This is a genomic window from Nocardia nova (genome assembly GCF_002933465.1).
In the GTDB taxonomy this organism is placed as follows: Bacteria; Actinomycetota; Actinomycetes; order Mycobacteriales; family Mycobacteriaceae; genus Nocardia; species Nocardia nova_B.
On the sequence record NZ_PSZE01000008.1, the window covers coordinates 118,513 to 142,253 of the forward strand.

Below are 23,741 nucleotides of genomic sequence, written 5' to 3' on the forward strand. Positions count from 1 at the left end.
GTGACCGGCCGCGCTCCGGCCGGTCACGGGTCGGCCGCGTGGCGATGATCATGACGGGGTAGTCCCTTGTCGTGACGGTAATCACGCGACTTCTCGTAATGATGTGTGCGGTCGTTGCCGGGGGTGCGTTCCCGGCGGGTTCTGCCGCGGCAGCCCCGGCGGCGCATGTGGTGGGCGAACATCCGCTAAGCCCGGCGGCGGTCGAGATGGACGTCTATTCGCCAGCGATGGACCGGGTGATCACGAACCGGGTGATCCGCGCGGCCGGTGGTGGACCGGCGCCCACGCTCTATCTGCTCACCGGCATCGGCGGCGGTGTGGACAACATCTCCTGGTGGGACGACACCGATGTGCGGGCGTTCTTCGCCGACAAGCATGTCAATGTGGTGATGCCGATCGGCGGGCCCAACAGCATGTACACCGATTGGATCGCCGACGACCCGGTCGCGGGCCGCAATCGCTGGCAGAGCTACCTCACCCAGGAATTGCCCGATGTCATCGACAGCCGGCTGGAGACCACCGGCCGCAATGCGATCGCCGGGGTGTCGATGAGCGGCGCGTCAGCGGTGGACCTCGCGATCCAGGTGCCGGAGCGCTTCGGCGCGGTGGCCTCCTATAGCGGGTGCCCGTGGTCGAACGATCCGGCCGGGATCGCGATGGTGAGTGCCCAGGTCGTGCGGGGCGGCGGTAATCCGGGCAATATGTGGGGCCTCCCGGGAACCGGAGCGTGGCCAGTGCACGATGCGTTCGCGCGGGCCGGCGCCCTGGCGGGCAAGGCCATCTACCTGTCGGCGGCGTCCGGCATCCCGGGCGGCATCGACCGGGGACTGCCATTCCCACCGGTGGAGGCTGTCGCGAGGGCGTGTACCGGTGCTTTCGCCGGTCGGCTCGGACAGCTCGGCATCCCGGCGGTGTACGTGGACCGGCCCGAGGGCTCCCACACCTGGGGACTGTTCGAGGCGGATCTCCACGATTCCTGGCCCGTACTGGCCGGTGGTATCGGCGCCTGAGCGAGGCGGCGCCGAAACCCGGCCGCGGCCGACTGCTCCCCTAAAACCGAACGGCGCGAAGAATTTTCAGACCGCCACGGGCCGGAACCGCCGGTGGCAGATCTCGCAATCACAATCGAAATAGCCGAGCCCGGCATTGCCGTGGGCGCCACGTCGTTCGGCTTCTTCCAGATCCGCGAACCAGGGCCGCCGCCGCATCGGTACCGGTCGAATCTGCGCGCTGTCGTCCATGGCGACGGAGTACCCATTTCGGACAGTGCGTACGGTCACGGTTTCGGCGCGATGGGTGTGGTGATACTGGAGGGGATGGCGAGCACAGATCCCGAACCGATCCGGGAAGCGCGGACGCCGACGGCGCGCGCCGGATGGTCGGCCGCCGACCGCGCGGCCTACCGCCGATTCGTGCGCACCCAGCACCCCGACGTCGGCGGCGACCCGGCCGCATTCCGGGAAGGTCTGGCTCGCTACGAGGCCGCCCGCCGGGCCGGCACCGCCGCCTCCGACGTCGACCCGACGGACCGATTCGACGGGCCGGTGCGGTTCGTCGCCACACCGCGTGGCTGGCGGCGGGCGGTCCGCGTGCTGCGTCCGCGCCGGCGTACCCGGCGCCTGCACTGATCGATATGCCGGAACTCCCTCCGCCTGATGGCCGACAGCGGCGATAGCTGGGTATACGCTGATGTAAGGCCATTCTGTGATGTGGCTCACTCCAAACATCGGGGTGTCATCGCTCGGCCGATCCCGCGGCAATGCAGCCGTGCCGGCACGCGAGCAAACAAGGAGAGGGCCATGAAGGGTGGCACAAGTATCGCGATAGGGGTGGGCATCGGCTACGTACTGGGTCGCACCCGCAAGATGCGCTTCGCGCTGGGCGTGGCGGGGGCCATGATGGCGAAACGTTCGTCGGACATTCCCGGGGAGTTGCTGGAGCGGGGGACCTCGCTGCTCAAATCGTCGGCGGACCTGACGCAGCTCACCGATACCGTTCGCGACGAATTGGTGGGCGCGGCCCGATCCGCCGCGGTGACCGCCGCGAGCAACCAGCTCGACGCACTCAACACCCGGCTGCAGCAGGGCTCGTCTCTGTTGTCGGGCGAGTCCCTGTTGTCGGGCAAGGACCGCGAAGCACCGGAAGCGGAGTCGGGCGACGAGGGCGAGAAGGAGCCCGTCCGGGAGGCGGCCGCGGCGTCCTCCGACGAGGATCTCGAGGAAGTCGATTCCGGCCAGGAGGAGGAAGGCCAGGAGGAGGAAGAAGACCGGGAGCCGCCCGCCCCGCGGGCACGGAAGCGCGCAGCCCCCCGCGCGCGGAAGACGACCTCTGGGACTTCGACTCGCAAATCCGCGGAACGCAAACCCGTAGCGGTCAGCCGACGCCGTAGCAGCTCCGATTCCGACGAACCGCCCGTGCGACGCACGAGGAGGTGAGAGCGATGGCGAAAACGACTGAGCTGGTCGGCCCGCTCCAGCAATCGGTGCAGAATCTCGCGGGGACGCTTGCCGAACGCGCGGTGGTCGGACTTACGGACCGGGTCTCGAAGACCGCCGGCCGGTTGAACGACTACGCGGGCGGCGAAGGGAATCTGATCGCGGCGGTGACCGGCGTCGACAAGCTGGCCGGCGGCGCCTCCCCGCTGCAGGCCGTGATGAGCGGAGGTATGAGCAAACTCAAGCACACGGCCCGGGAGAAGTTCGAGTCGGTCAAGGATTCGCTGACCGGGGGCGGCGGCAAAGGGGGCGGCGGCAAGAAGCTCAAGCTGACCAATATCGTCGAGGAGATCGACGTCGGCGTGCCGATCGATCTGGCCTACGACCAGTGGACCCAGTTCGCGGACTTTCCGAAATTCACGAAGAAGCTCGAGCAGGTCGAGCAGGTCTCCGATGAGAAACTCAGCTGGACCGGCAAGGTGTTCTGGTCGAGACGGACCTGGGAGTCCACGATCATCGAGCAGATTCCGTTCGAGCGGATCGTGTGGCGGTCGAAAGGCGCCAAGGGCTATATCGACGGTGCCGTCGCCTTTCACGACATCACCCCGAACCTCACTCGCATCCTGGTGGTGCTCGAGTACCACCCACAGGGAGTGTTCGAGAAGACGGCCAATATTTGGCGCGCGGCGGGCCGTCGATGCCGGTTGGAGCTCAAGCACTTTCAGCGCCATGTCATGACCGATGCCGTCCTGCACAGCGACGACATCGTCGGGTGGCACGGCGAGATCCGCGACGGCGAGGTCGTCGAGGACGACGAGACGGCGCGGCAGCGCGAAGAAGCCGACGAGGCGCGCGCCGATGAAGAAGCCGATGAAGAAGCCGGTGAAGAGGGCGACGAAGAAGCCGATGAAGAAGCCGGTGAAGAGGGCGACGAAGACGCCGATGAGGAAACGGACGAAGACGAGCAGGAGGAGGACGAGGAGGAAGAACCGGAGCCACCGCGCCGCCGCACGCGTCCGGGGAACCGTCCGTCCCGAGTGAGCGGAGGAGCAAGCAGATGACAATCGAACCAGCAGGAGGCGGAGGCGGCGGCGGAGCGGGCACGATGGCGCGGCCGAATTCGTCCAGCCTGGCCGACGTAATCGACACCATTCTCGACAAAGGTCTGGTCATCGACGCGTTCGCGAGAGTGTCGCTGGTCGGCATCGAATTGGTGACCATCGACGCGCGCGTCGTCGTGGCCAGCGTCGACACCTACCTGCGTTTCGCCGAAGCGGTGAACCGGCTGGAGATATCGAGCAGCGAGCCGAAGGGGCTGACCGACATCGTCGGCGACGTCACCGAAGGCGCGGCCGAGCACAAGACGAAGGGTGCTCTCGACGCAGCCGGCAAGAAGGTCGCGGACTTCCTCGGCGATGTGCAGGACAAGCGGCAGACGGTGCACAGGCCGTCCAGGCGGGAGGAGTAGTGATGGCTGCCGATTCCACCGCCGTATATGTCTACGGCATCGTGCCCGCCGACGTCGAGCCGCAGCCACACGCCACCGGAGTCGGCGATCCGCCGGGTGAGGTCGAGGTCGTGCGGCACGGCGAGATCGCCGCGCTGGTCAGTACGCTCTCCTCCGATCGGCCGCTGGGCACACCCGAGGACCTCACCGCCCACGAGAAACTGCTCGACGGGTCCGCGGCAGTGAGTCCGGTGTTGCCATTGCGGTTCGGTGCGGTCATGACCGACACCGACGCGGTGGAGAGCGAACTGCTCGAGGCGAACGAAGACGAATTTCGCGCGGCCCTGGCGGAACTCGAGGGCCGGGTGCAGTTCGTCGTCAGAGGACGTTACGTCGAGGACGCGATTCTGCGGGAACTGCTCGACGAGAATGCCGACGCCGCCCGCCTCCGAGACGAGATCCGTGGGAAACCGGAGGACGCGACCCGCAATGAGCGAATCATGTTGGGCGAGATGATCAATCAAGCCATCGAGGCGAAGCGAGCCGAGGACACCCGCAAGGTGACCTCCGAGCTCGAGAAACTCGAGGCGATGGTCAATCTGCGCGACCCCACCCACGAGGAGGACGCCGTCCACCTCGCGGTGCTGGTCGAAACGGCCCGGCAAGACGAGCTGGAGGAATTGCTGCGCCGGCTCATGGCGGAGTGGGACGGCCGGGTGGAGTTGGATTTGCTGGGGCCGATGGCCGCCTACGACTTCGTGACAAAGCGAGCTCCGGAGGGGTGAGGCATGGGTCTGTTCTCTTCGATACTTCTGCTCCCCGCCGCGCCGGTTCGCGGCGTGATCTGGCTAAGCGGATTGATCCAGGAGCAAGTCGAACAGCAGCTGCAGGATCCCGTGAGGTTGCGGCGCGAGCTAGAGGAGATCGACCGCGCCGCAGCCGCCGGTGACCTGTCCGCGGAGGAGGCCGCGCAAGCGCAACAGGAGATTCTGAATCGGATGACCGGCCCGACGTAGGCCCGACCGGAGGAAGTGACTCACGTGGCCCGCGACACCATCTCCGACAATTCCGACGATGCTCAGGCATCGGAGGAAGAACCGACCCTGACCGCGGCGCAAGCCGCCGGGGTCGCGCTCGAACGCCTCGCCGAGCTGACTTCCCATGCCCTGCAGGGCGTCACGAGTGTGGAACCGACCGAAGACGGCTGGCTGGTGGAGATCGAGGTGCTAGAGGATCGCCGAATCCCCTCGTCGGCGGACATCATGGCGCTCTATCAAGTGGAGATCGATTTCGACGAGAATCTCCTGGCCTACCGCAGAATCAAGCGCTACAGCCGCGGCAGCACCGACATCGGCCCGAGGGAGCAGTGATGACGGTAGTCGGAGGCGAGTCGTACGCGCCGCAGCCCTACGGGGCCGGGGGTGGGGGCGGGCACTCCACCAACCTCGCCGACATCCTGGAACGAGTCCTCGACAAAGGTTTGGTGATCGCGGGCGATATCCAGGTGAACCTCCTCGACATCGAACTGCTCACCATCAAACTGCGGTTGGTGGTCGCATCCTTGGAGACGGCCAAGGCGGTGGGCATCGACTGGTGGGAGACCGATCCCTGGCTCAACAGCAAGGCCCACACGCTGGAGAAGCGGGACCGGGACCGCGACCTCGAACTCGAGAACCGGGAACTGCGGGACCGGATCGCCCAACTGGAGGCGGCGAACGAACGCAGGGAGCCCATCGAACGCGGTCGTGAACGCAGGAAGCCCATCGAACGCGGTCGTGAACGCAGGAAGCCCATCGAACGCGGTCGTGAACGCAGAAGGACCGACCGTGACCGGTAATCGCGCGGTCTGGTTGTACGCCGTGGTGGCGTCTCGCGACGACGCGGTGGATCCCACCGGGCTGACCGGAGTTGCGGGGGAGCCGGTGCGGACGGTCGTCGCGGGCGACCTCTCCGCAGTCGTCGGCTCGGTGCCGCTCGACCTGTTCGGCGAAGAACCGCTGCGCAGGAACTTCGAGGACCTCGACTGGCTGGAGACGACAGCACGGGCGCACGACGCCGTGGTGTCGGCCGCCGTCCGGCGGGGTCCGGCCGTCCCGATGCGGCTGGCCACCGTCTTCCACGACGACGAGCGGGTGCGCGAGCTGCTCGACGAACGGCGAGCGAATTTCACCGCGGCGCTCGAATTGGTGAGCGGACGGACCGAATGGGGTGTACGGGCCTACGGCGACCGCGCCGCCCTCACCGCCGCTGTGGCCGAGGCGAGGGCCGAAGGCAGCACGACGTCGCCCGGAGCGGCGTATCTGGCCCGGCGTCGCGCGCAATTGTCCGCGCAGGAGACCGTCGAACGGGACGCGGCCGAGCGCGCCGGGCAGATTCACGCGCGGCTGCTGCGCGGGGCGGCGGCCGGACGATCTCAGACGCTGACCGATCCGGCGGTGAGTGGCCGCCGGGACTGGATGGTGCTCAACGGGACCTACCTCGTCGACGACGACCGGACCGAGGACTTCGCGGCGACCGTCTCCGCGCTCGACGCCGAATTCCCCGGCATCCGGCTCGAACTCACCGGCCCGTGGCCGCCGTATTCGTTCGCGGGCGTACAACGCGAGACGACATGACTCGGGCCGATATGACGCCGGCCGACCGCGCCGTCGACACCGAGCGGCGTATCGCGCTGGTCGACCTCTTGGACCGGGTGCTGGCCGGTGGTGTCATCATCACCGGCGATATCCGGCTCGCCATCGCCGATGTGGATCTGGTGCAGATCTCGCTACGAGCCCTCATCTCCTCGATCAGCACCCTGTTCCCGCCGGCCGTATCCGCGGCGCGCGAGGGACCGGAACCCGGCGATGACTGAATTCGGCGGTATCCCACCGCGAATCGACACCGATCCCGAATCCGTCGAGCGCGGACTGGTGACCCTCGTCCTCACCCTGGTCGAGTTGCTGCGCCAGCTGATGGAGCGGCAGGCGCTGCGTCGCGTGGACGCGGGCGACCTCACCGACGCCCAGGTCGAACGCATCGGAACCACGCTGATGTTGCTCGAACAACGCATGGACGAACTGCGCGAGCATTTCGGGCTCACGCCGGAAGATCTCAACATCGATCTCGGCCCGCTCGGGCCACTACTGCCCCCGCCGGAGTGAGAAAGCTCCGGTGCGCTCGCCGCCGCGGAGCCCGAAAAACGGTGGACGGGTTCCCTGTCTTGTTCCGTTATCTGCGGCGTTCGTGTCTCGCGGCGCACCGACGAAGCCCCGTATCCACAGCAGCGGATACGGGGACTCGGGGCGTCCGAGTGTTGTGGTGCGGTTCGGAGGATCGCTCAGAAGCGAAGTTCGGGAATGGTATTCAGGTCGAATCCGTGGCGAGCGTAGATCTTGATCGTGTTCTCGCCGGTGAGGTCAGACTCCGTATAGCCGAGCAGTTCGGCGACACGGATCACGTCCTCCGTCGTCGCTGCTTCGATCTCCAGATATGGAGGAATCAGGGGCCACGTATCTATTTCGAGCTGGGCACCTTCGAGAGTGAAGCCCACGCGCTTGGTCTCTTGGTACGACTTGGGCATGAAGCCCATCAGCTTCAGCAGTTCGTTGGTGGCGGTGAAGTCACTGACGGTGACCTCTACCTCGTGAGTGCCGTCAATGGAGTCGTTGGTGATCTGCTTGACGGCGAGCGTGATGTCGTTTCCGTTGTCGCGCAGTCTGATCCACTTGGATTCATCGCCGGGGGTGACGTCGTAGACGTAGCGCCGCATGAACCGGTCGCCGAGCTTGCTTCCCCCTTTGTCGAGGATGCTACGTTCGGCGGTCCGAGGATCGATGCCGAGAATCCTGGCTTCGTGCTCGATAGGCAATGTGTCTCCAAACGTGCTGTGTCACAGTGAGGTTTGTCCGGCACGCCGGGCGGCGAGTCGGACATACTCGGTGTCGCGCAAGGTGAGGATCTCGCGGCGTAGCGGGCTGCTCAGGAAGTCGGACAGCGGTAGGCACAGGTCCATGCGCTGGATGCACACGCCGACCTGGAATGTGCCGGTCCGGTCGTAGTACAGCCGTACACCGTAGAAGCCCTCTTCGCAATCGCTCCCATTGTTGAACCGGCATCCGGAACATGTGCCTGGCAAGCGGACCGGCCGAATCTGCTTGAAGTAGATGTGTCGTCCATCCGGCAGACGGTAGGCGGTCCGTGCACCGGATGCGCCTGCCGTGATATGCAGAGACTCGGCGACGGCACCCCGATCAGCGAGGATCCGCGAGATGGCTTCGATCGAGGTTTGTCCGCCATCGAGCGAGTTGAGTAGCCGTACGGTCAGCCGCGGGGAGTGCTCGTCGAGGAGGCGATGTACCCGCGGCGCGTGCGTGTAGTCAGGAACCACGAGATTGGCGTTGGCGTCGACTCCGTTCACGTCGCACGCGGCGATGGAGAGCGCGAGCGCTTCGAGCTTCCGTTGTGCCAGAACAGGGTTGCGGTAACGGCTGTGTTGAACCTCGGCTAGTTCAGCCGCGGTTGTGCCGAAGATTGAGAAGTTCACCCGACCGAGTCCAGCCTCAGCGCAATCCGGGATTACTCGTTCACCGCGTTCTCCGTTCGAGGTCATGCCCACCCGAAAACCGGCCTCGGTTGCTATCGCGGTCAATCGCGCTACGCCTGGGTGCAAGGTGGGTTCACCGCCGGTGAGGTGCAACTCGTCGAGCTCGAGGGCGTCGCGCAGCGCAATGATCGCGTTGCGGAAGTCGTCATTGTCAGGCATCGAGGCCGGCAGGAAGGCTGCGCCATTGGTTGTGGCATATATCGAGGCGCGGCCACTCCTACCGGTTGTCACGAATTCGCCTGGTAGGCGGTGTCGATTGTCGACGGTGACCGGCGTTCCTTCGTTATGGCAGAACGTGCAGGTCAAACCGCAGGTGTCATGGATTTTGACGCGCAGAGTGGTGTCTTTGTGGACGTGGACAGGGATTCCGACACGGAACATGGTGGCCGTACCCCCCCTTCGTTTCAATTGCGTGTGTGGTATCGAGCCGAGCCCGACCGCTGGCTTCGGTCTTTTCAGTCGGCGCTTCCAAGCGCATCGGGCTCGAAATCTGGTCTCGCTACACCGAGGGTTGTCAGCGCGAGGATGTCCTCCTCCGTAGGAGGCGCTGGTGGCAGCCCGGTTGGCTGCCATGCCCGCAGCGCCGCGAGCAGGCGGTCCAATGACGCGATGACCGCCGACCAGTCGGACGCGTTGATGTCGCACGGATATTGCTGCGGCAGTGGCAATCTGGTGCCCGTCATGATGTCGCCAGCGGGTTCGAGCGGTGGCCCTCGACGGGCGTGTACGCACCCTCGCGTTCGTAGATTCGGTTGGCGCCGAGGTCGTGGATATCGGTGAGATCGGCGAGGTCGGCAGGTATCCGACCGCGCAGATGCATCATGTCGGGGACGATCAGCAGTTCGATCCTGTGCGTGGTGACGTGGTCCAGCAGTGCCTCGGGCGCGATCAGACTGGTGCTGCGGCACAATCCGGCGTACTCGTAGCCGAGCCGCACGGCGACCTTCCGGGCCTGAAAGTCCATCCCAGTAATAGTTTTCACCAGGTCGATACAGACGTAACCCATCGCGCGGGGCGGGTCGTCAGCGTCCATGTGCGGTTCCTCCCGGGTGGTGGGCCCGGCGCTCAGATTCGACCCGGCGTCGGATCGCCGTCACGCTGCGATCTTTCGGTATGCGTTGCGGCCAATGCACAATGACGAAATAGATCCCGGTCGCCCCCACCACGCTGCAGATCGCTAACGTGATCACGATCGCCCTCCGAGGTTGTGCGTGTAGTGGCAGTTGGACGATGGATCGCGGAGTACAGCGGTGCTCACGGTCACCTCACTTCCGATATGCGAATTGGTTCGCACCCGCCGCCGAGGTCTGCGACACCCGGCGGCGGGGCTCGGTTCGACTGTGCTGCAGACCGAGCGCGCGAAGTACCAAAGCTTTTCGCACTTTGGGCGCGTGGGCCGCGGTTGAATAGACGATGTGAGCGGACACGGTGATACCCAGGTAGGGGTCGGTGCGCGCGTTGCACAGCTACGGAAGCTGGGCGGCCTCACTCAACAGAGGCTCGCTGACCGCGCCCACATCTCGGTGGGCCTGATTCGGTCCGTCGAACAAGAGCGAGTCCCAGCCACCCCGGCGTTTCTGGGGGCGGTTTCCAAAGCCCTACGAACGAGTGTCGCCGACCTCACAGGACAGCCCTACATTCCTGCGACCGGTCCGGACACCGAAGTGCACGCCGCGATCGCGGTTCTGCGCACCGAGCTGGCTGCCTACGACCTGGACAACGCCGATATTCGTGACACTCGCCCAATGCCGCAGATCAGCGGGGAAGTGAATCAGATCTGCCGGTACCGACGTAACGCGTCGTTCCATCACCTCGGCGAGGAACTGCCACCGCTGCTCGGCGAAGTTCGTGCCATCGTCCACCGCACTACCGGTGAAGTCCGAGACCGTGCGCTGGTCATGATGTGCGAGCTGTACTACTCGGCGCACAGTCTCGCCCACAAGCTGGGATACGCCGACCTGGCGGCACTCGCTGTAGACCGGATCGCCTGGGCGGCACGCGAGTCCGGCAACCAACTGTGGACGGCAACCAGCCAGTTCCAGCGGGCTGCGCTACTCACCTCCGGCGGAGACTGGACGGCAGCCTTGAATTTCCTCGAGCGCTGCAGGTCCGATATCGAACCGCGGCTCGACGTCGGCCGACGCTCCGATCTGATCGCCTGGGGCGGGCTGCATTTGCAGTCCGGGCTGGCAGCGTCGCGGGCCGGGAACCGCGACGTTGCCGACGCGCACCTCGCCGAAGCGCGAGAGACAGCCACGCGTGTCGGTGATGACCGTGACCCGATCCTGTCGTTCGGTCCAACGAACGTCGATATCTGGTCGGTCGCTCTCGCGGTGGAGGCGATGGACGGAACCGAGGCGCTGAGGCGTGCGCAGTCGTTGGTCATTCCGGCCGGGGCCTCGAAAGAGCGCGCGGGCCATCACTTCATCGACCTTTCACGGGCCTACCTGCTGCACGGCGACCGTCGCCAAGCCTTCGGCGCTCTACAGAAGGCGAGGGCAATTACGCCGGCCCAAACTCGCTACAATCCGATGGTTCACGAGACGGTGCGGGCACTGGCACGCGCGGAGGCTCGCAGTGTGGACACCGTGCACGGGTTCGCTGTGTGGTGCGGAATTGCTGATCGGCTCTGATCAGTCCGGTAGCCCTTTCGTCGCGCCGGGAGCCAGGAACTCGACGCGGAACGACTCGATATATTGGCTTCGCTGTTCGAGAAAGTGGCGGGTGTGCGGCTGCTGCTCATGTTCATCGAATGCTGCACGGTCGCGATAGACCTCGTAGAAGACACGCGCCAACGGTTCGTCGCTAACCCTATGGGTGGCATAAACGAGAGTGCCGGGCTCATGGTCGATGATCGCCTGGACGGTGTCGGCGACCAGCGCATCGAAAGCTGCTGCTTTCGTTTCGTTCTCCAGATTGAATTTCACGACCAGCGCGAACGACATGAGGCTCCCTCGAACAGCGTGTGCGGACAGTCCGGAGGATAACCCGCACGACCGTGCGGCCCTCATGTCATGAGTATGGGGCCGCTTCCCGTCTCGTGGACGATGGCTCGAGTGCTCGGCCTGGACCGGCCGGTCACCGCGCCGTGCGGCTCGGCTGCCCGGTCAGCGGGTGTCGCTGTGTGTCGGTCCTGTGGGAGGGTGGACCCATGAACCGCTTGGCCGACGCAACATCGCCCTACCTGCGCCAGCACGCCGACAACCCCGTCGACTGGCGGGAATGGAGCGCCGAGGCGCTGGCGGAGGCGCGGTCGCGCGATGTGCCGATCCTGCTGTCGGTCGGTTACGCCTCCTGTCACTGGTGTCATGTGATGGCGCACGAGTCGTTCTCCGATCCCGCCACCGCCGAACTGATGAACGCGAATTTCGTCTGCGTGAAGGTCGATCGCGAGGAACGGCCCGATATCGACGCGGTGTACATGTCCGCGACCGTGGCGATGACCGGGCAGGGCGGCTGGCCGATGACGTGTTTCCTCACGCCGGCGGGGGAGCCGTTCTACTGCGGTACCTACTATCCGAAATCGCCGCGCGGCGGCATGCCGTCGTTCACCCAGTTGCTGACCGCGGTCGCCGATACCTGGACCAATCGCCGCGACGAGGTCGACCAGGCCGCCGGTCAGGTGGCGCAGGCGTTGCGAGACCAGGGCGCCGGGCTGCCCGCGAGCGAGTTGACCGTCACGCCCGAGTTGCTCGCGCACGCGGTCGCCACGGTGCTGCGCGATGCCGACGAGCGCTACGCCGGATTCGGCGGGGCGCCGAAATTCCCGCCCTCGGCGTTGCTGGAGGGTCTGCTCCGCCATTACGAGCGCACCGGGGAAGATGCTGCGCGCCAAGCGGTTTCGGCGACCTGCGCGGCCATGGCGCGCGGGGGAATCTACGATCAGCTGCGCGGTGGCTTCGCGCGCTACTCGGTCGATGCCGCCTGGGTGGTACCGCATTTCGAGAAGATGCTCTACGACAATGCGCAACTGCTGCGTGCCTACGCGCATCTGGCGCGGCTGGAGGCGAGCGGTGAACCGGGTACGGGCGACCCACTGCCGCAGCGGATCACCGAGGAGACCGCGGCCTTCCTGCTCACCGATCTGCTGACCGCCGAGGGCGGGTTCGCCTCGGCCTTCGATGCCGACACCCACCTGGAACCCGGCGCGCCCGGAATCGAGGGTGCCACCTATGTGTGGACGCCCCAGCAGCTCACGGAAGCCCTCGGCCCCGAGGACGGTCCATGGGCCGCAACGATTTTCGGCGTGACGCCCGAGGGCACGTTCGAACACGGCACCTCCGTGCTCACCCGATACACCGATCCCGGCGCCGGGCCGGGCGAGGATCCCGCCGATACCCGCCGCTTCGACGACATCCGGCAGCGGCTGCGCGCGGTGCGGGACCGGCGGCCGCAACCCGAGCGCGACGACAAGGTGGTCACCGCCTGGAACGGCATCGCGATCACCGCCCTCGCCGAGGCCGGTGTCGCCCACGACCGACCGGAATGGGTCGACGCCGCGGCGCGGTGCGCGCGGTACCTGCTGGACACCCATCTCGTCGACGGCCGTTTGATGCGCGCCTCACTGGGCGGCGCGACCGGTAGCGCACCCGGTGTGCTCGAGGATTACGCATGGCTGGCAACCGGACTGCTGACTCTGCACCAGGCCACCGGCGAACTGTCCTGGCTCGACCGGGCACAGCAGCTGATCGACACCGCCGCAACCCTTTTCGAGGATCCGGCGCAACCCGGCAGTTGGTTCGACACGGCCGCCGATGCCGAGGAACTCGTCGCCCGCCCGCGCGATCCGCTCGACGGGGCGACCCCGGCCGGGGCCTCGGCCTTCGCCGAGGCCCTGCTCACCGCCGCTGCCCTGAGCGCCCCGGACCGCGCGGCCCGCTATCGCACGCTGGCCGATGCCACCCTCAACGCCGGCGCCATCGTCCTGGCCCGTGCGCCGCGCTCCGGCGGCCAGTGGCTCAGCGTCGCCGAGGCGGCACTGGCCGGGCCGATCCAGATCGCGATCTCGCAATCGCCCGACACCGCGGCGACGGCCGAATTGCTGCGCACCGCACGCCTTTTCGCTCCCGGCGGCGCGGTGGTCGTTGCGGGGCAATCCGATTCGGTCCCGCTGCTCGCGGACCGTCCCGCCCGGGGCGGCGCCCCCGCGGCCTACGTCTGCCGCGGCTCCGTGTGCGATCTACCGGTATCCGAACCGCATGAGGTGCGCACTGCGCTCGTAGGCTCCTGACCGCAGCCGGCCGACAGAGCGGCCCGAATCGAAGGTCGACAGAGACACGCGTGGTGGCGATCGGCGCGCGGCTTCCGGCCCGGCGCAGCCCCTCACTCCTCGACCGGGGCGTTTGCGCCCAGTCCCACCGGTTTGCGATCGGTCCAGCACCCCGTCGGCTCCCGTCGGCCGCGCAACTGGATCTTGTCGTAGAGCACCCACCGGGAACGTTCGGATTCGGACGCGGCGTCGATCACGGCCTGGCTGGCGAGGATCCGGCGGGGGACCTCCTTGGCCTCGGTGGTGAGCCGCGAGGCCTCGTTGACGGCGTCGCCGATCACGGTGAATTCCAGCCGGGTGTCGGTGCCCACGTCACCGGCGAAGACGCTGCCGCGCGCCAGGCCGATGCCGATATCGAACTCGCCGCCGAGCGCCACCTCGTCGCGGATGCGCCGCGCCGCGCGCAGGGCCGGAGTCGCGTTGTCGCCCAGGGCGATCGGAGCGCCGAAGATGCACAGCGCCGCATCGCCCTCGAATTTGTTGACCAGCCCGCCGTTGTCCTCGGTCGCCGAGACGACCACGGCGAGTAGCCGATTGAGCTGATCGACGAATTCGCGCGGCGCGAGTTCGGTCGACATCTCGACCGATCCGGTCACGTCCACGAACAGCGCGGTCACCACCCGCACATCGCCGGTCAGGTCGACACCGCCGGCCAGCGCGCGTTCGGCCACCTCGTTGCCCACGTGGCGGCCGAAGACGTCGCGCATGCGTTCGCGTTCGGACAGATTCTCGGCCAGCTCGTTCACCGACAGTTCCAGGCGCCCGATCTCACTGGCGCTGGTGATCGGCACCCGCGCCGACAGTTCACCGCGCGCGATCCGGTCCAGCGCGCGCCGCAGCGTCCCCAGCGGCGCCGCCACCGAACGGGCCAGGGCGGCAGTGGTCAGCGCTCCGACCAGCAGCCCGACCAGCGACATATACAGCGCGGTCTGCACCCGATCGGTGGCGTCGGCCACCGGATCGCCGAGGACGGTGATCAACATCAGCAGCGGCATCGCCCCGGCCACCGCCCACGAGATAACCAGTCGGTTGAGCACCGTGGCACTCCAGTGCGAGGTACCGCCGAGCGCCCGCGCGATCACCGGGATCGTCGGCCGGATGAGCCGGTCCACCACCAGGAAGGTGAAGCCCGCGGACTCCAGCCCGCCCAGGAAGAACATCGCCCCGATCGCCCACAGGGCCCGGGCGGGCACCACCTGAGCACACAGTGCCGTGGCGATGGCGACGCCCGGTATCCAGATGGCCAGCGCTCGGGTAGTGATGACGATCGGCAGTTTCAGCAGGCGTTCGGCCTCGAGCCGGGTGGGCCGGCGGGCCTGATCGATCCAGCTGAAGTAGTACACCCGGTCGCGTACCGCCAGCACGATGCCGGCCAGCGCGCCGAGGACCGGGTAGATCGCGGCCTGGGCGAGGGCGCCGAGCCAGTCCTCACCGAGGTTGCCGAGAAATCCGCTCAGCCACAGTTCGACGACGATGACCCCGAGGCCGCCCAGGTTGCAGACCATCACCACAGTCGAAAGGCCCCAGCGCGCACGCAGGGCCCAGAGCACGAGTCGACTGGTCATAGCCCCTGGCAGTGGTCTGGTTCGGCATTACCGGTTTCGGACGTATAGCACGAACGAGCATAGAACCCGCCCGTACGGCCGCGGCAGGTTACCGGTGATCTTGCCTACGAGAAGACGACCAACCAGATCGCGACGTAATGGCACAGCGCCGCGAAAACCGTTGCCGCATGGAAGAATTCGTGGTGACCGAAGACCTCCGGCCACGGATTCGGCCATTTCGCGGCGTACAGGATCGCCCCGACGCTGTAGGCGATGCCGCCGATCAGCAGCAGCACCATCGGCGTGACGCCCACATTGTGGGTGAGCGTCGCCGCGACCGGCACAATGGCCCAGCCCAGCAGCAGATACAGCGGTACCCCGACCCAGCGCGGCGCGGCCGGCCACAGCACTTTCAGCGCCACCCCGGCCACGGCACCGGCCCAGACCACGCTCAGCAGGGTGACTCCGGTGCGTCCCGGCAGCCCCAGCAGGGCGAACGGTGTGTAGCTGCCGGCGATGAACAGGAAGATCATCGAATGGTCGGCGCGCTTCATCCGCGTCCGGGTGCGCACGGACCGCCACGTCACCCGGTGGTAGATCGCACTGATGCCGAAGATGCCGCAGACGGTCACGCCGTAGACCAGCGTCGACCAGCCGGCGGTAGCGGAGACGGTCGCCGCGGCCGCGACCAGCACGGCCCCGGCGACCGCCGCGACGGCGACCGCGTAGGTGTGGATCCAACCGCGCATCCGCGGCTTGACGGCCAGGGTGCGCAGCCCCTCTGTGGCCAGATGCTCGAGCGAGGACACCTCCCCGGAGACCGGATTTGCCGAGCTCACCGATTCGGTCACTGGTTCCCTCCTGAGTAACCTACGGTTGCGTAGGTTAGTTCTCCAGTCACTGTACCGGCAGTAGGCTCCGCGTGCCGGACGCCGCCGCGATAGGGTCGATCGGAACCGGGGAACTGATTCGTGGTGTCCGCCGCCATCCCTGCGCAGCAGAAATTGGCGGAGAACTCGGGCGGCACGCGAGAGGTGGATAAGGTTGGCAGCCGTGAAGCTTGCTAGTCGGGTGCTCAGCGGTAAGGTGCGCAACCTGCCCTATCGCATCTACGAGGCGCAGCTGTCGAAACAGCTGGCAGGCAAACAGCATCCGCGTCACGTCGCGGTCGTCTGTGACGGAAATCGCCGCTGGGCGCGGGAGAACGGCTTCACCGACGTCACCCACGGCCACCGGGTCGGTGCGCTGAAGATCGCCGAACTGGTCGGCTGGTGCGAGGCCGAGGGCATCGAGATGGTGACGGTGTATCTGCTCTCGACCGAGAATCTCAGCCGCTCCGCCGACGAACTGGAAACCCTGTTCGAGGTGATCACCGACGTGGTCGAGGAACTGTCCGCGCCGGAGAACAACTGGGGTGTGCGCATCGTCGGGTCGCTGAAGGGCCTGCCCGAGGATGTCGCCCGCCGCATGCAGAAGGCGGCCGACGAAACGCACGGTCGCGGTGGCGTGCATGTGAACGTGGCCATCGGCTACGGCGGCCGGCAGGAGATCGCCGACGCGGTGCGCTCGCTGGTGCGGCAGGAGATCGCGGCCGGGGAGACCGGTGAGGACCTGGTGCAGTCGATCACCGTCAACGCGATCGGCCAGCATCTCTACACCTCCGGTCAGCCCGATCCGGACCTGGTCATCCGCACCTCAGGGGAGCAGCGGCTCTCGGGCTTCCTGCTGTGGCAGAGCGCCTACTCCGAGATCTGGTTCACCGAGGCCTACTGGCCGGAGTTCCGCCGCGTCGACTTCCTGCGCGCGCTGCGCGACTACGCCGCGCGGCATCGCCGTTACGGAGTGTGAGCGGGGGACCGCAGATAACGGCCCGGCGCATCTGGCGAAGGCCTCGGCGCAGGTGCAGCTCGGTGATCCGGTGTGGGAGCGCTCGGTCGACGAGGTCGTCGGCTTCGAGCTCGCCATCCCGCTCGATATCGATCTGCTGTGGCCCCCGCGACGGGAGCGAACCGAATCAGAGTTTGCGCAGCCGGATCCGGTTGATGCTGTGGTCGGAATCCTTGCGCAGCACCAGGGTTGCGCGCGGCCGCGTCGGCAGGATGTTCTCCACCAGGTTCGGCCGGTTGGTGCCATTCCAGATCTCCTGGGCAGCGACGGTCGCCTCGGAATCACTGAACTTCGCGTAGTGGTGGAAATGCGACTGCGGGTCCGCGAACGCCGTTTTCCGCAGGGAGAGAAAACGATCCACGTACCACCGCTCGATATTCTCGATCCGCGCGTCGACGTAGATCGAGAAGTCGAACAGGTCCGAAACCATCAGCCGCGGCCCGGTCTGCAGGACGTTGAGCCCTTCCATGATGAGGATGTCGGGCTGGCGCACACAGTGGAACTGGTCCGGCAGAATGTCGTAGGCGATATGCGAATACATCGGCGCGCACACCTCGGGCGCACCGGATTTGACCTCGGTGACGAAGCGCAGCAGCTTGCGCCGGTTGTAGCTTTCCGGAAAACCCTTGCGATGCATGATGCCGCGCCGGGTGAGCTCCGTGGTGGGGTAGAGGAATCCGTCGGTGGTCACCAGATCGACGCGCGGATGATGATCCCAGCGCGCCAGCAGCGCCTGCAATACGCGGGCAGTGGTCGATTTCCCGACCGCCACGCTGCCGGCGATGCCGATGACGAACGGCACCTGATGGTCCGGATGCGTTTCCCCGAGGAAGGTCGCGGTGGCGGCGAACAGCCGCTGCCGGGCGGCGACCTGGAGATGGATCAATCGGGCCAGCGGCAGATAGACCTCGGCGACTTCTTCGAGATCGATCTGCTCGCCGAGACCGCGCAGGCCGGTCAGTTCTTCCTCGGTGAGGATCAGCGGAGTCGATTTACGCAGGGTGCGCCATTGTTCGCGATCGAATTCGACATACGGACTCGGCTCGCTCATCCGGGCCACCTACGCACACTCCCGGTCCGGAGTCCGCCGGGCGGGCGGGCGCGCCACCACCCGTAACGACGTCACCGATGAACCTGTGCCGTGCCCGGCGCGGTGAAATGCGCTCGACAGTCCTCGCATAGGCGAATTCTCCTCGCGATGGGCACCGCGCCGAACGCGGGGTGTTATTACTCGCTGGTAACCAGGGGTGACATTTCTCTCTCGACCGACGGGTTTCGGTCGCAGACGGGGCCGGGGACGGGGAAGCGGCTATCGTCGGATGTCATGGCTGCGCATCCGCTCGTCACCGAATATCTGCGCCTGGGACTGGCATTCGACCGATTGGAACCCGGCTTCGTCGACGCCTACACCGGCGATCCCGCGCTGCGCCGGGCCGTGGAGTCGGCGCCCGCGCCACAGGCGCGCGAACTGGCCGACCAGGCGGCGGCCCTGCGCAAGGAACTGCCCGAGGCCGGGCTGAGCGAGCAGCGCACCGAATTCCTGGAGGCGCATCTGCGCGCGCTGGAATGCTCGGGACGCAAGTTCGCCGGCGACGACATCTCCTTCATCGAGGAGGTGCGGTCCTATTTCGACGTCGATATCGCCCTCGGTGACGTCGAGGACTATCGGGACGCGCACCGGCAACTCGACGAGGTGCTGGCCGGTGACGGCTCGCTGCTGGATCGGATGACCGCGCATCGGCGCGCCGACGAGATTCCGCCGCACCGCCTCACCGAATGTGTGCAGGCATTCTCGGGCGCCCTGCGCGAGTTGGTGCGCGAACGCTATCCGCTGCCGGATCACGAGCAGGTGGAATACGAGATCGTCGGCGACAAACCGTGGTCGGGATTCAATTACTACCTGGGCAATTTCCGGTCCCGGGTCGCGATCAATTCCGATCTCAAACAACATATGGCGCAGCTGCCGGCGCTGATCGCGCACGAGGCCTATCCCGGTCACCACGCCGAACACTGCCGCAAGGAGGCCGGGCTGGTCGCCGGCGGACAGGACGAACAGACGCTGTTCGTGGTGAACACGCCGCAATGCCTGATGGCGGAGGGGCTGGCGGATCTGGCGCTGACATCGATCATCGGCCCGGATTGGGGAATCTGGGCGCAGGAGATCTACGCCGACCTCGGCCTGCGATTCGACGGCGAACGCGCACAACGACTGTCGAGCGCCGCGGCGAAACTGCTGGCGGTCCGCCAGGATGCGGCGCTGTTGCTGCACGATCGCGGCCGCAGTGCCGACGAAGTCGCCGAATTCTTGCAGCGCTGGAGTCTGACGACGCCCGAGCGTGCGCGGCAGTCCCTGCGCTTTCTGTCCTCGCCGCTGTGGCGGGCATACATCAGCACCTATGTGGAGGGGTATCGCCTGCTGGGCGGATGGCTGGATCGCGCGGTCGACGCCGACGAGCGAGTGGCGCGCTTCGGCCGGCTGCTCGACGAGCCGCTGACGCCGGCGGCGCTGCGCAGGACATGAGGAACGCGCCGGACCGGGAATCGGGGAATATTCGGCCGCGAACATTCGGCGGCGATGTTCGTACGCGGAAATAGTCAGCTCCGCAAACAATGGCGACAGTGATCGCCATCGCAATTTCCGGTTCGGGGCTATCGGCCAATTCGCCGGAATTTCGGTTTCGAGCACCGACCGGATCCGCGCCCCGACTCGCGAACCCGGCCGAAGGGTATCGGCGCTATCTACGCGCCCCAGCCCGCGCACCCGGCGTTGCCGCCGGAGGAGATCGTGCAGGCCGACTTCAGGATGGCGAAAAGCATGTCCTGAATCGAGTTACCGGTACCCGCGGTGAAAAACAGCATGTGAACCCCTGATGTGATCGAATGAGTCGATGACGCTGTCACAGTCGTCGGCAGCGCGGCGAATGTTACGCCTTTTTTACGAAGTGGGCAGCCCCGGATTATGGGGGCGCAACGGCCGGTGTGCAGTCGCTATTACGTCTCGGCGGTATCGAGGTGGGCGCGCCCGGTGCCGGTGCGGGCCACGACGGGGCGGCCGGGGGCCACCACATAGACTGTGCGCGTGACCCAGACGACCGCCCCCTCTGTCAACACCCAGTCGCTCGCCGATCTCGATCCCGAGCTCGCCGCCGCGATGGCGGGCGAACTCGCCCGTGAGCGCGACACCCTCGAGATGATCGCCTCCGAGAACTTCGTGCCGCGCGCGGTGCTGCAGGCGCAGGGCAGCGTGCTGACCAACAAATATGCCGAGGGCTATCCCGGTCGCCGCTATTACGGCGGTTGCGAGCACGTCGACGTGGTGGAGAACCTCGCGCGCGAGCGGGTCAAGGAGTTGTTCGGCGCCGAATTCGCCAACGTGCAGCCGCATTCGGGCGCACAGGCCAACGCCGCGGTGCTGATGTCGCTGATGAATCCGGGCGAGAAATTGCTCGGCCTGGATCTGGCGCACGGTGGTCACCTCACCCACGGCATGCGGCTCAACTTCTCCGGCAAGCTCTACGAGGTGCACGCCTACGGCGTGAGCAAGGAAGACCACCGCGTCGACATGGACGAGCTGCGCAAGCAGGCGCGCGAGGTCCGGCCGAAGGTGATCGTGGCCGGCTGGTCGGCCTACCCGCGTCACCTGGACTTCGCGGCGTTCCGCGAGATCGCCGACGAGGTGGGCGCTTACCTCTGGGTGGACATGGCGCACTTCGCCGGTCTCGTCGCCGCCGGTCTGCACCCCTCGCCGGTGCGGCACGCGGATGTGGTGTCCTCGACCGTGCACAAGACCCTGGGGGGTCCGCGTTCGGGTCTGATCCTGGCCAAGCAGGAGTATGCGAAGAAGCTCAACAGCGCCGTGTTCCCGGGCCAGCAGGGCGGTCCGCTCATGCACGTGATCGCGGCGAAGGCCGCCGCCTTCAAGATCGCCGGCACCGAGGAGTTCAAGCAGCGTCAGGAACGCACCCTGTCGGGCGCCAAGATCCTGGCCGAGCGCCTGACCGCCGCCGATGTCGCCGGTAACGGCGTCACCGTGCTGACCGGCGGCACCGATGTGCACCTGGTGCTGGTGGATCTGCGCAACTCGCAGATGGACGGCCAGCAGGGCGAGGATCTGCTGCACGAGGTCGGAATCACGGTGAACCGCAACGCCGTTCCGTTCGATCCCCGTCCGCCGATGGTCACCTCCGGTCTGCGCATCGGCACCGCCGCGCTGGCCACCCGCGGCTTCGGCGACACCGAATTCGCCGAGGTGTCCGACATCATCGCCACCGCGCTGGCGGGCCATGCCGATCTCGCCGCCCTGCGCGCGCGAGTGTCCAAGCTGGCCCGGGACTTCCCGCTCTACGACGGCCTGGAGGACTGGAAGCTGCTGGGCTGAGCCGTACCGCGGTGCGATCGACCCCGGCAGCCGGACCCGGCCGCCGGGGTCGATCTGTCAGTCACCTTGTCCGACCGATCTTTTCGGTTCCCGACCGCTCGGGACGAGCCTTCACGGTGCGGACCGTGCGGCCGGGGAGGGCTCAGTCGCGGGTGCTCAGATATTCGATGTACAACGGCCGCAACGCCTCGGCGATCTCGCCCTCACCCGCGTGCACGTAGTCGTCGAGCATCGGCAGCACATATTTGATGTCCGCCTCGCTCTCGCCAATGTTCCCTGTGGCTGCCTCAGCTGCCGGAATCACCTCCAGCAGCCGCCACAGGAACTTGACATCGCCGTGCCGGACGGCGTGCTTGACCGCGCGGTCGTGCAATTCCTTCGACGACAGCTTCTCCAGCTCTGCCACATCGCTCATGTAGCGACTCTAGCGGGTTCGGCCGGGTGGCCGGGCAACTCTGTAGCTGACCGATAGCTACCGGTCGGCGTTCACTACCTATTCATCGACATGCCTGTCATCTCGGGAGCCGGAATCGCGAAATCGCAGTACCGTCGAAGTGCGAGCCGCGTCGGTGTGGCTCGTCCGGGAGGTTCTGATCGTGGCTGAGCAACTCAGTACGAGGGGGCCGGTACCCGGCCCTCGGGTCGTTTGACCCCAGGGCGGACCGGCCCAGCGAGAACGTCCGTGCGGGTATGGCACGGACAACAAAGGAGCCCACCGTGACTGATGCACGCTCCGTCATCGCTCCCTCGAAAGCCCGCTCCGACAAGAGCGGAGGCTCCGGAAAGGGAGCCGGCACCTCGCCCCGCAAATCCTTCGTGATCGACACCTCCGTGTTGTTGTCCGACCCCTGGGCCATGACGCGTTTCGGTGAACATCACGTGGTGTTACCGCTGGTGGTCATCAGCGAACTGGAGGCCAAACGGCACCATCACGAACTCGGCTGGTTCGCCCGCGAAGCCCTGCGCAATCTCGACGATCTGCGTTTGGAATTCGGCCGGTTGGACCTGCAGGTCCCGATCGGCACCGAGGGCGGCACGCTGCAGGTGGAGTTGAATCACACCGACCCGGAGGTGCTTCCGGTCGGGTTCCGCACCGACACCAACGATTCCCGGATCCTCGCCTGTGCGCTCAACCTCGCCGCCGAGGGGCAGCGAGTAGTGCTGGTGTCCAAGGACATTCCGCTGCGGGTGAAGGCGGGCGCGGTGGGCCTGCCCGCCGAGGAATATCACGCCCAGGACGTGGTGATCTCCGGCTGGACCGGAATGACCGAGCTGGAGGTCGGCGCCGAGTGCGTCGACCGGCTCTACGCCGATTCGGTCATCGATCTGGACGAGGCCCGGGACCTGCCCTGCCACACCGGGATTCGGTTGCTCGGGACCAAAGGCAGCGCGCTGGCGCGGGTGACCGCGGACAAGCGGGTGCAGCTGGTGCGCGGCGATCGGGAGGCCTTCGGTCTGCACGGCCGCTCGGCCGAACAGCGCATCGCCCTCGATCTGCTGCTGGACGAGAGTGTGGGCATCGTCTCGCTGGGCGGCAAGGCCGGCACCGGCAAATCGGCCCTGGCACTCACCGCGGGCCTGGAAGCGGTGCTGGAACGGCGTTCTCAGCGCAAGGTGGTGGTCTTCCGGCCGCTGTATGCGGTGGGCGGCCAGGAGTTGGGCTATCTGCCGGGCAGTGAGAGCGAGAAGATGGGCCCGTGGGCCCAGGCGGTCTTCGACACCCTCGACGGCCTGGCGAGCCCGGAGGTGATGGAGGAGGTGCTCTCCCGCGGCATGCTGGAGGTCTTGCCGCTCACCCACATTCGCGGCCGGTCGCTGCACGATTCGTTCGTGATCGTGGACGAGGCGCAGTCGCTGGAACGTAATGTGCTGCTCACGGTGCTGAGCCGGTTGGGCAGCGGCTCGCGGGTGGTGCTCACCCACGACGTCGCCCAGCGCGACAACCTGCGGGTGGGCCGCCACGACGGTGTCGCGGCGGTGATCGAAAAGCTCAAGGGCCACCCGCTTTTCGCCCACGTCACACTGACTCGCAGCGAGCGCTCGCCGATCGCCGCGCTGGTCACCGAGATGCTGGAGGAATACGGGCCCAACGCCTGAGGGCGGTCGGCCGAGCGAAACCGCGAGGCGGTAGCGGACAAGTTCCGCTACCGCCTCGGCGGTAAAAGGTGTGCCACAGCAAACATTTGGAATATGGTT

Annotated in this window: 27 protein-coding genes and 1 pseudogene; 19 read left to right on the top strand and 9 right to left on the bottom strand. The window is 66.7% G+C overall.

Annotated features, from left to right (window positions below; genetic code table 11):
* Positions 1-98: 98 nt before the first annotated feature.
* From C5E41_RS12340 to C5E41_RS12395, 12 genes are all read left to right on the top strand, one after another.
* Positions 99-1,010 carry an alpha/beta hydrolase gene (locus C5E41_RS12340; protein ID WP_104375964.1) on the top strand — a complete coding sequence of 304 codons (912 nt, stop codon included), beginning with the start codon at positions 99-101 and terminating at the stop codon, positions 1,008-1,010.
* A gap of 93 nt (positions 1,011-1,103) precedes the next feature.
* Positions 1,104-1,628 (top strand): hypothetical protein, encoded by a 525-nt coding sequence (locus C5E41_RS34440; protein WP_219823146.1) that lies wholly within the window; start codon positions 1,104-1,106, stop codon positions 1,626-1,628.
* Between the two features lie 171 nt (positions 1,629-1,799).
* Complete coding sequence (locus tag C5E41_RS12350) at positions 1,800-2,435, top strand: hypothetical protein (protein WP_146097525.1); 636 nt, start codon at positions 1,800-1,802, stop codon at positions 2,433-2,435.
* A 125-nt stretch (positions 2,436-2,560) separates the two neighbouring features.
* Positions 2,561-3,496, top strand: a complete 936-nt coding sequence (locus C5E41_RS12355; RefSeq protein ID WP_439956418.1) for an SRPBCC family protein — start codon at positions 2,561-2,563, stop codon at positions 3,494-3,496.
* Positions 3,493-3,903 (top strand): gas vesicle protein GvpJ, encoded by a 411-nt coding sequence (gvpJ, locus tag C5E41_RS12360; protein ID WP_181063214.1) that lies wholly within the window; start codon positions 3,493-3,495, stop codon positions 3,901-3,903. Before C5E41_RS12355 ends, gvpJ begins: the two co-directional genes overlap by 4 nt.
* Before the next feature lie 2 nt (positions 3,904-3,905).
* A complete protein-coding gene (locus C5E41_RS12365) occupies positions 3,906-4,667 on the top strand; it encodes a GvpL/GvpF family gas vesicle protein (protein ID WP_104375967.1) in 762 nt (253 codons plus the stop codon).
* A 3-nt stretch (positions 4,668-4,670) separates the two neighbouring features.
* Entirely contained in the window at positions 4,671-4,898 is a 228-nt protein-coding gene (locus C5E41_RS12370) for a gas vesicle protein GvpG (RefSeq protein WP_104375968.1), read from the top strand.
* 24 nt (positions 4,899-4,922) lie between these two features.
* A complete protein-coding gene (locus C5E41_RS12375; protein WP_219823147.1) occupies positions 4,923-5,252 on the top strand; it encodes a gas vesicle protein in 330 nt (109 codons plus the stop codon).
* Entirely contained in the window at positions 5,252-5,719 is a 468-nt protein-coding gene (locus tag C5E41_RS12380) for a gas vesicle protein (protein WP_104375969.1), read from the top strand. Before C5E41_RS12375 ends, C5E41_RS12380 begins: the two co-directional genes overlap by 1 nt.
* The gene (locus C5E41_RS12385; RefSeq protein ID WP_104375970.1) at positions 5,709-6,497 is read left to right on the top strand and encodes a GvpL/GvpF family gas vesicle protein; all 789 of its coding nucleotides are present in this window, start codon (positions 5,709-5,711) and stop codon (positions 6,495-6,497) included. The genes C5E41_RS12380 and C5E41_RS12385 overlap by 11 nt, the downstream gene beginning before the upstream one ends.
* Positions 6,498-6,508: 11 nt before the next feature.
* The gene (locus tag C5E41_RS12390) at positions 6,509-6,736 is read left to right on the top strand and encodes a gas vesicle protein (RefSeq protein WP_104376115.1); all 228 of its coding nucleotides are present in this window, start codon (positions 6,509-6,511) and stop codon (positions 6,734-6,736) included.
* Positions 6,729-7,025 (top strand): gas vesicle protein K, encoded by a 297-nt coding sequence (locus C5E41_RS12395; protein ID WP_104375971.1) that lies wholly within the window; start codon positions 6,729-6,731, stop codon positions 7,023-7,025. Before C5E41_RS12390 ends, C5E41_RS12395 begins: the two co-directional genes overlap by 8 nt.
* 176 nt (positions 7,026-7,201) lie before the next feature.
* On the opposite strand, the gene C5E41_RS12400 is transcribed toward C5E41_RS12395, so the two are convergent.
* The 4 genes from C5E41_RS12400 to C5E41_RS12410 form a co-directional block, all read right to left on the bottom strand.
* Complete coding sequence (locus C5E41_RS12400; RefSeq protein WP_104375972.1) at positions 7,202-7,732, bottom strand: adenylate cyclase; 531 nt, start codon at positions 7,730-7,732, stop codon at positions 7,202-7,204.
* 21 nt (positions 7,733-7,753) lie between these two features.
* Positions 7,754-8,848, bottom strand: a complete 1,095-nt coding sequence (locus tag C5E41_RS12405; RefSeq protein WP_104375973.1) for a radical SAM protein — start codon at positions 8,846-8,848, stop codon at positions 7,754-7,756.
* A 74-nt stretch (positions 8,849-8,922) separates the two neighbouring features.
* Positions 8,923-9,150, bottom strand: a complete 228-nt coding sequence (locus C5E41_RS33265) for a hypothetical protein (protein WP_104380008.1) — start codon at positions 9,148-9,150, stop codon at positions 8,923-8,925.
* Complete coding sequence (locus C5E41_RS12410) at positions 9,147-9,500, bottom strand: hypothetical protein (protein WP_146097526.1); 354 nt, start codon at positions 9,498-9,500, stop codon at positions 9,147-9,149. The genes C5E41_RS33265 and C5E41_RS12410 overlap by 4 nt, the downstream gene beginning before the upstream one ends.
* A 382-nt stretch (positions 9,501-9,882) precedes the next feature.
* Between C5E41_RS12410 and C5E41_RS35950 the strand changes: the two are divergent.
* Both C5E41_RS35950 and C5E41_RS12415 read left to right on the top strand, forming a co-directional pair.
* Positions 9,883-10,077, top strand: a pseudogene (locus C5E41_RS35950) (helix-turn-helix domain-containing protein); the annotation flags it as partial.
* Positions 10,078-10,131: 54 nt separating this feature from the next.
* Entirely contained in the window at positions 10,132-11,100 is a 969-nt protein-coding gene (locus tag C5E41_RS12415) for a hypothetical protein (RefSeq protein WP_258080920.1), read from the top strand.
* Here the strand turns inward: C5E41_RS12415 and C5E41_RS12420 are convergent, their stop codons facing one another.
* Positions 11,101-11,412 (bottom strand): putative quinol monooxygenase, encoded by a 312-nt coding sequence (locus tag C5E41_RS12420; protein WP_104375976.1) that lies wholly within the window; start codon positions 11,410-11,412, stop codon positions 11,101-11,103.
* Between the two features lie 206 nt (positions 11,413-11,618).
* Between C5E41_RS12420 and C5E41_RS12425 the strand changes: the two genes are divergently transcribed.
* Entirely contained in the window at positions 11,619-13,697 is a 2,079-nt protein-coding gene (locus tag C5E41_RS12425) for a thioredoxin domain-containing protein (protein WP_104375977.1), read from the top strand.
* 92 nt (positions 13,698-13,789) lie between these two features.
* Here C5E41_RS12425 and C5E41_RS12430 read toward each other — a convergent pair whose 3' ends face one another.
* Together C5E41_RS12430 and trhA are read right to left on the bottom strand one after the other, a co-directional pair.
* Positions 13,790-15,301: an adenylate/guanylate cyclase domain-containing protein gene (locus tag C5E41_RS12430; protein WP_104375978.1), complete on the bottom strand. Its 1,512-nt coding sequence runs from the start codon at positions 15,299-15,301 to the stop codon at positions 13,790-13,792.
* A 104-nt stretch (positions 15,302-15,405) separates the two neighbouring features.
* Entirely contained in the window at positions 15,406-16,071 is a 666-nt protein-coding gene (trhA, locus tag C5E41_RS12435; protein WP_104376116.1) for a PAQR family membrane homeostasis protein TrhA, read from the bottom strand.
* A 262-nt stretch (positions 16,072-16,333) separates the two neighbouring features.
* On the opposite strand from trhA, the gene C5E41_RS12440 reads away from it, so the two are divergent.
* On the top strand, positions 16,334-17,128 hold the full coding sequence (locus C5E41_RS12440) for an isoprenyl transferase (protein ID WP_063016981.1): 795 nt from the start codon (positions 16,334-16,336) through the stop codon (positions 17,126-17,128).
* Positions 17,129-17,294: 166 nt separating this feature from the next.
* Here the strand turns inward: C5E41_RS12440 and coaA are convergent, their stop codons facing one another.
* Positions 17,295-18,227: a type I pantothenate kinase gene (coaA, locus tag C5E41_RS12445; protein WP_104375979.1), complete on the bottom strand. Its 933-nt coding sequence runs from the start codon at positions 18,225-18,227 to the stop codon at positions 17,295-17,297.
* A 264-nt stretch (positions 18,228-18,491) separates the two neighbouring features.
* Between coaA and C5E41_RS12450 the strand changes: the two genes are divergently transcribed.
* Both C5E41_RS12450 and glyA read left to right on the top strand, forming a co-directional pair.
* Complete coding sequence (locus C5E41_RS12450; RefSeq protein ID WP_104375980.1) at positions 18,492-19,688, top strand: DUF885 domain-containing protein; 1,197 nt, start codon at positions 18,492-18,494, stop codon at positions 19,686-19,688.
* Between the two features lie 558 nt (positions 19,689-20,246).
* Positions 20,247-21,545 (top strand): serine hydroxymethyltransferase, encoded by a 1,299-nt coding sequence (gene glyA / locus C5E41_RS12455; protein ID WP_104375981.1) that lies wholly within the window; start codon positions 20,247-20,249, stop codon positions 21,543-21,545.
* A 142-nt stretch (positions 21,546-21,687) separates the two neighbouring features.
* On the opposite strand, the gene C5E41_RS12460 is transcribed toward glyA, so the two are convergent.
* Positions 21,688-21,960, bottom strand: coding sequence for a hypothetical protein (locus C5E41_RS12460; RefSeq protein ID WP_104375982.1), 273 nt, complete (start codon positions 21,958-21,960; stop codon positions 21,688-21,690).
* A 302-nt stretch (positions 21,961-22,262) separates the two neighbouring features.
* Here C5E41_RS12460 and C5E41_RS12465 point away from each other — a divergent pair, with 302 nt between their 5' ends.
* The gene (locus C5E41_RS12465) at positions 22,263-23,642 is read left to right on the top strand and encodes a PhoH family protein (RefSeq protein WP_104375983.1); all 1,380 of its coding nucleotides are present in this window, start codon (positions 22,263-22,265) and stop codon (positions 23,640-23,642) included.
* Positions 23,643-23,741 lie beyond the last annotated feature (99 nt).